Source organism: Streptomyces lycii (assembly GCF_009735685.1).
GTDB lineage: Bacteria > Actinomycetota > Actinomycetes > Streptomycetales > Streptomycetaceae > Streptomyces > Streptomyces lycii.
On the sequence record NZ_WHPN01000100.1, the window covers coordinates 25,705 to 32,579 of the forward strand.

Genomic DNA, 6,875 nt, shown 5'->3' on the forward strand with positions numbered 1-6,875 from the left:
CGGGCTGAACGAGGGTGGGGCGGGCAGTGTCGGGACAACCAGGGCCGGGGCGCACCGAGGGCGAGCTGGATCCGGAGGCCGGACCGGTGCCGCGGTTCGCCGCCGGTCTGCGTGCGTTGCGCGAGTCCGCGGGGAAGCCCACCTACCGGGCGATGGCCCAGCGGGCGCGGTACGGGGTGACCACCCTGTCGCAGGCGGCGGCCGGGAAGCAGTTGCCGACCCGCGCGGTGACGCTCGCGTACGTGAGGGCGTGCGGCGGCGACGTGGTCGAGTGGGAGCGGCGCTGGCGGGAGGCGTCGGCCGAGCTGGCCGCCGAGACCGCCGACGACGAGACCTCCCGGCCGCCGTACCGCGGCCTGACGCGGTTCGAACCGGGCGACGCGGAGCTGTTCTTCGGCCGCGACCAGCTCGTGGAGCGGCTGATCCGGCTGAACCGCAAGCACCGCCTCACCGCCGTCTTCGGCCCCTCCGGCAGCGGCAAGTCCTCGCTGTTGCGCGCCGGCCTGATCCCCCGGCTGCGCAGCCCGCGCGACGGCGAGGGCAGCGGGGACCGTGACACCGCTCCCGCCGCCGTGCGGATCCTGACACCCGGCACGGACCCGCTGCGCACACACGCCGACCGGCTCGTGCCCGTAGCCGGCACCGACGCCGACACCTGGCTGATCGTCGACCAGTTCGAGGAGCTGTACACCCTCGGCGCCGACCCGGCCGGCCGGGACGCCTTCATCGACCGGCTCGTCGCCGCCACCGACGCCGACAGCCGGCTGCGCGTCGTCATCGCGGTGCGGGCCGACTTCCTCGGCCGCTGCGCCGAACACCCCGGCCTCACCGCGGCGCTGCAGGAGGCCACGCTGCTCGCCGGGCCGATGAGCCGCGCGGAGCTGCGGGAGGCCATCGTCCGCCCGGCGGCCGCGGACGGCCTGATCGTCGAACGCTCGCTGACCGACCGGCTCCTGGACGAGGTCGAGGGCGCCCCGGGCGGGCTGCCGATGATGTCGCACGCCCTGCTGGAGACCTGGCGGCACCGCAGCGGCCGGGTCCTGACCGAGGCCGCGTACGAGGCGGCCGGCGGACTGCACGGCGCCGTCGTCCGGACGGCCGAGCAGGTGTACGGGGAACTCACCCCGCCGCAGGCCGAGCTGGCCCGCCGCGTCCTGCTCCGCCTCGTCACCCCGGGGTCCCCGCCGCTCACCGAGGTGCCGCCGTTCGAGCAGGGCCGGGAGTGGGTGCGGGGCCCGGAGTTCGCGGCGGGCACACCGGACACCCGCCGTCCCACCGAGCACGCGGAGCTGGACTTCGGGAACCCGGCCGACACCCGGGTGGTCCTGGAACGCCTGGTCCGCGCCCGCCTCATCACCTTCGACGACGGCACCGTCGACCTCGCCCACGAAGCCCTCATCACCGCCTGGCCCCGGCTGCGCGAGTGGATCGAGGCCGAACGCGACCGGCTGCGCGTCCACCGCGCGCTCTCCGACGCCGCCCGTACCTGGCAGGCCCTCGGCCGGGAGAGCGCCGCGCTCTACGCCGGTTCCCGTCTGGCCGCCGCCCGCGAGGCGTTCGCCCGGGACACCGAACGGGCGGGGGGCGCCGCACCGGGAGTCCGCGCGGGCCGCCGCGGCCACCGGAGCCACCGGGGCGGCGGAGACCCGGGCCACGCGGGCCGGGGCCCCGCGGAGCACGAGAATCCCGGGCAGCACGAGGAGCACGAGAAACACGAGAACTACGAGAACTACGAGAACTACGAGGCCCGCGAGCAGCGCCGCGGCGACGAACTCACACCGGTGGAGCGGGAGTTCCTCAACGCCTCGCTCCGCCGCCGGCGCCGCGCCGCGCGGCTGCGCCGCACGGTCGTGGCCGTGCTCGCCGCGCTCGTGCTGCTCGCCACCGGGACCGCCGTCGTCGCCCTCCAGGCGCGTGCCACCGCGCAGACCGAGCGGGACGAGGCCGTCTTCGGACGCCTCACCACCGGGGCCGACAGTCTCCGGGAGACCCGTGCCGGGCTCGCCGCCCGGCTCGACGTCGCCGCGCACCGCATGCGCGCCACCCCGGAACTGCGGACCCGGCTGGCCTCCGACGCCGGCCGGACGCTGGCCACCCGGCTGACCGGCCACCGGGGTCTCGGCAGCTCCGTGGCGTACGCGCCGGACGGCCGCACCCTCGCCAGCGGCGGCCACGACGGCACGGTGCGGCTGTGGGACACCTCCGCGCGGCCGGGCTCCGGAGGCGGGGCCGGGGGCCCGGGGAGGCCGCTGGGCGAACCACTCCAATTCCGTACGGGCCCGGTCGGCTCGGTCGCCTTCTCGCCGCCGGACGGCGATCTCCTGGTGGCCACCGGGAAGGGCGGCGGCATCCAGCTGTGGGACGTCAGCGACCGGGAGCGGCCCCGGCCCGTCGGCCGGCCGCCGGTGAGCCACGACAAGGAGAACATCGTCTCCAGCGCGTTCGCCCCCGACGGGAGGACGCTGGCCACCGCGGGCGACGACGGGACCGTGCGGCTGTGGGACCTGAGCGACCCGGCGCGCCCCGAGGCGCTGGGCGGGCCCGTCGCGGCCGACGGCCCGGAGGACCGCAGCGTCCGCGCCGTCGCGTTCGCCCCGGACGGGAAGACGCTGGCCACGGCCGGCTACGGCGGGTCCGTACGGATGTGGCGGTTCGACGCGGAGAACGCCGACGGCGCCGGCGGGGACGACGTGATCACGCCGCTCGGCAAGCCGCTGCGCGAGCACGAAGCCGCCGTCTGGACGCTGGCCTTCTCGCCGGACGGCCGGACGCTGGCCACGGGCGGTTTCGACGACACCGTACGGCTGTGGGACGCCTCGGACCCGGAGCGCCTCGAGCCGCTGGGCGAACCGCTCACCGAGCACACGGCTCCGGTCATGTCGGTGGCCTTCAGTCCCGACGGCGACACGCTGGCCACCGCGGGCGAGGACGACGCGCCGATCCTGTGGAACGTCGCCAACCCCGCGTATCCGCAGCAGCTCGGGGAGCCGCTGTCCGGCCACACGGAGGCGGTGTGGGAGGTGGCCTTCCATCCCGACGGCCGGACCCTCGCCAGCACCGGCGCCGACCGCAGCGTCCGGCTCTGGCACCGGCCGCCGACCGTCCTCACCGACTTCACCAACCCGCTGACCTCCGTCGCCCACAGCCCCGACGGCCGGCTGTTCGCCGCCGCCAGCACCGACGACGGGCTGATCCGGCTGTGGGAGACGAGCGAGCCGGGCCGGCCGCGCGGGGCACCCCGGCTGCTCACCGGGCACGAGGACGAGGTGCTGGCCGTCGCGTTCTCCCCGGACGGCCGTACGGTCGCCGGCGGCTCGCAGGACGGCACCGTGCGGCTGTGGGACGTCTCCGCGCCCGAACGCCCCGTGCCGCTGGGCGAACCGCTGGAGGCGCACGACGGCGGCACGTCCGCCGTCGCGTTCGCCCGCGACGGCCGCACCCTGGCCACCGGCGGGGACGACGGCACGGCACGGCTGTGGGACGTGACGCGGCCGGACCGCGCACGGCCGCTCGGGGAGCCGCTGCGCGGCCACGGGGACGCCGTCACCTCGGTGGCCTTCACCCCGGACGGCCGGACCCTGGCCACCGGCAGCGAGGACGACACGGCGCGGCTGTGGCACGTGAGCGACCGGGCACGGGCACGGCCCGCGGGTGCCGCTCTCAGCGGGCACGACCAGCCGGTCAACGCGGTCGCCTTCACCCCGGACGGGCAGACGCTGGCGACGGGCAGCGACGACCGCACGGTGTGGCTGTGGGACGTGACGCGGCCGGACCGCGCACGGCCGGTGGGGAAGGGACTGGAAGGGCACCGCGGGCCGGTCAGGTCGCTGTCCTTCGCCCCGGACGGGAAGACCCTGGCCACCGGCAGCGGTGACCACACGGTCCGGCTGTGGGACGTGGCGCGCCGGGACCGTGCCGAGCCGCTCGGCGGGGAGCTGACCGGACACCTGGACACCGTCACCTCCGTGGCGTTCGGCCCGGACGGCGGCACGCTCGCGTCCGCGAGTTACGACCTGACGGCCCGGGTGTGGATCCTGGACGCGGACCGCGCGGCGGACCACGTCTGCGACCGCACCGGCGGCCTCCTCACCCGCGCCGAATGGGAGGAGCACCTGCCGCGGCTCGGCTACCGGGAGGTGTGCTAGACCGCGCCGCGCATCCCCGCCGCCCGTACGCGCCGCCCCTACGCACCGGCGCGGGCGGACCGGCGCCGGCGGACCGGCGCGGGCTGACCCGCGCGGGCGGGCCCGCGGAACGGGCGGCCTTCGCTCAGGGCCTGCTGAACTTCAGCACCGCTCCGTCCTCGTTGTGCGCGACGACGACCGCCTTCAGCTCGTCACCGAACCCGGCCTCACCGCCCGCGCCGCCCAGTTGCATCACGGTGCCCGCCGTCTGGAAGGTGACGGACTCCTCCGACACGGTGACATGCACGTTCATCCCGTTCGCCGTGATGTCCGCCGTGGAGGTCACCAGGATCTCGCAGACGCCGTCCGAGCAGGCGGCGGTGTTCTTGCCGTCCGCCGCCTTCGGCAGCGGGCCGGTCGCCTCGGGCGCGGGCGAGCCGGTGTTCTCGCCGGGCGCGCCGGGCTCGCGGGGCTTCCAGTCCGGGGCGCACTGCTTCGCCTGCTTGTGCGCGGCGGCCAGCCGCGGGTCCTTCTTCGTCAGCGCCGGCAGGTCCGGGTCCGGCGGGGTGAGGGACTGTACGAGCTTGTCGACCCCCGCGGCGCTGCCCTCGGCGTCCGCCATGCCGTCGGCCGGGGAGACGTCGACGAGTTCGGGCAGCACGGCCTCCAGCTTCTTCTGCCAGGCGGCGAGCAGCCGGTCGGCCGCGGGAACGCCCGACCGGTCGAGTTCCTTCAGATCGCGGTCCACGGCCTCCACCGTGTCCGGGGTCCGGGAGAGATAGCCGACGGCGAGGAGTTCGACGGACGGCACGTCCTCGTCCGGGTTCCGGATCTGCTTCAGCTCCTTCGCGCTGTCGCTCCGGAGGTTCTCCAGCGTGGCCGCCGACTCGCACAGGGAGCCGACCCAGCCCACCAGCTTCCCGGACGGCCTCGGTGCCGCCGTCCCGCCGGCCGGTCCCTTGTCCGAGGCGGCGTCCGTCCCGTCCGCACCCCCGCAGCCGCCGACGGCCAGGACCAGCCCGGCGGCCACCACGGCGGCGCTTCCCTTCCTGAACATCCGACGACCTCATCTCCGCGCTGTGATCCCCGCGCTGTGAATCCCTGTCCGCGGGCCGGAGACCGGCACCGCGGACCCAGTTCAACGCGGCACGGATTGTTCGGTCACCCGTTCCGCAGCGGTGAACAACGCCGGGTGTCCGCGCCTGCGGTCCCTCAGCCGCCGCGCGTCAGATGGTGGCGCAGCACCGCCGACAGGCCCGTACGCTCCACGGTCCGGTCGAAGCGGAAGGAGCGCGCCGCCTCCGCCGCCTCCTCGGGCGTGATGCCCTCGAACAGCCGGGCGAAGCGCTCGGCCAGCGGCTCGGCGAGCATGATGTGCCGCACCAGGCCGGCGACGTACTGCCGACGCCCCCACGGGTACGGCTCGAAGCCGGGGAACTCCCGCTCGAAGAGCGCGTCGACCGGGTCCAGCACGTCCCGCACCCCGGCGTCAGAGCCGCCCCAGGAGTCCGCGCCCAGCCGCTGCTTCTGCTCCAGCACCGGGCGGATGCGCCGCAGATACGCGCTGTCGGGCGCGACCGTGACCAGCCCCTGGAGACCGATGTCCTTGTACGTCCACAGCGACCAGCCGGCCCCGTGCTCGGCGTAGATCTCCAACTGGTCGCGCAGCAGCGCCAGCCGCCACACGTCCTGCGAGCGGTCCGCCGAGTAGACGGGCCCGAACTCGCCGATCCACACGGGCGTCCCGGTCTCCCGCATGTAGCGGGTCCGGCGCAGGAAGGTCTGCTCGACGACGGAGCGGTCGAAGAACTCCCCGCGCGTCACACCGGGGTAGGCCGTGGCGCCGACGATGCCGGGCAGGGCGTAGTCGTGCGCCGTGTACACGCAGTTGGGAAGCGGTTCCCCGCGTGCGAAGACGCTGAAGTCGGTCGAGTACCTGTTGCCGTCGAGGAACAGCACATGGCGCGGGTCGACCGCCCGGATCGCCCGCTCCAGCCGCCGGTAGAAGGCGGCCAGCACCTCACCGGTCGGCTCCGCCGGTTCGTTGACCGGGTTGTACCCGGCGACCTCCGGGCGGTCCTTGTAGCGTTCGGCGAGCTGTTCCCACAGCGCCACGGCACGGTCCTGGAAGTGCCGGTGCGTCCAGAACTCGGAACGGTGGGTGGGGTTGTCGCTGTGCCAGTGCTGGTTCTGGGCGCCCGGCAGCGCGTGCAGGTCGATGACGGAGTAGAGGCCGTGCCGCGCGAGCAGGGTGACGACCCGGTCCAGCCGCGCGAAACCGGTCTCCTTCCACTCCATCGGCCGGTCGTCGTCCTCGAAGTGCCGGTAGTTGACCGGGATGCGCACGGAGTTGAGCCCGAGGGAGGCGAGGTGCCGGGCGTCCGCCTCGTCGAAGAAGTCGGTCAGGAAGGTGTCGAAGAAGCTGGTGTAGGCCTCCTCGCCCATCGCCGCCCGCAGCAGCCGGCGGATCTCCCGCTCGCTGCCCGGATAGCCCGTGACGAAGTTCTCCATGTTCATCCAGCCGCCGAGACCGACGCCCCGCAGCACGACCGTCCGGCCTTGTTCGTCGGCGAGCCGGTCGCCGTCGGCATGGAGCCACTGGAGTGTGCTCACGCTGTTTCTCCCGGTGCGGATTCGGGGCCAGAGCCGGTCTCGACCCTAGCCGAGCGAGCGCGGTGCCGTACCGGCGCAGGCCGCCCCGGCACCTGGCGTACGCCGCCCCGGCACCGCTCTCCGCCCGCGTGGCCGCCC

Annotated in this window: 3 protein-coding genes; 1 reads left to right on the forward strand and 2 read right to left on the reverse strand. The window is 75.1% G+C overall.

The window, feature by feature from the left end; genetic code table 11:
* The first annotated feature begins 26 nt into the window (after nucleotides 1-26).
* Nucleotides 27-4,145 (forward strand): nSTAND1 domain-containing NTPase, encoded by a 4,119-nt coding sequence (locus GCU69_RS33175; RefSeq protein WP_235978220.1) that lies wholly within the window; start codon nucleotides 27-29, stop codon nucleotides 4,143-4,145.
* 124 nt (nucleotides 4,146-4,269) lie between these two features.
* On the opposite strand, the gene GCU69_RS04705 is transcribed toward GCU69_RS33175, so the two are convergent.
* Together GCU69_RS04705 and GCU69_RS04710 are read right to left on the reverse strand one after the other, a co-directional pair.
* The gene (locus tag GCU69_RS04705; RefSeq protein WP_107644992.1) at nucleotides 4,270-5,181 is read right to left on the reverse strand and encodes a hypothetical protein; all 912 of its coding nucleotides are present in this window, start codon (nucleotides 5,179-5,181) and stop codon (nucleotides 4,270-4,272) included.
* 155 nt (nucleotides 5,182-5,336) lie between these two features.
* The gene (locus GCU69_RS04710; protein ID WP_218037896.1) at nucleotides 5,337-6,737 is read right to left on the reverse strand and encodes a glycoside hydrolase family 5 protein; all 1,401 of its coding nucleotides are present in this window, start codon (nucleotides 6,735-6,737) and stop codon (nucleotides 5,337-5,339) included.
* Nucleotides 6,738-6,875 lie beyond the last annotated feature (138 nt).

Coding starts and splice junctions, on each gene's coding strand:
- GCU69_RS04705 (WP_107644992.1), bottom strand. CDS start 5,181: ATGTTCAGGAAGGGAAGCGCCGCCGTGGTGGCCGCCGGGCTGGTCCTG.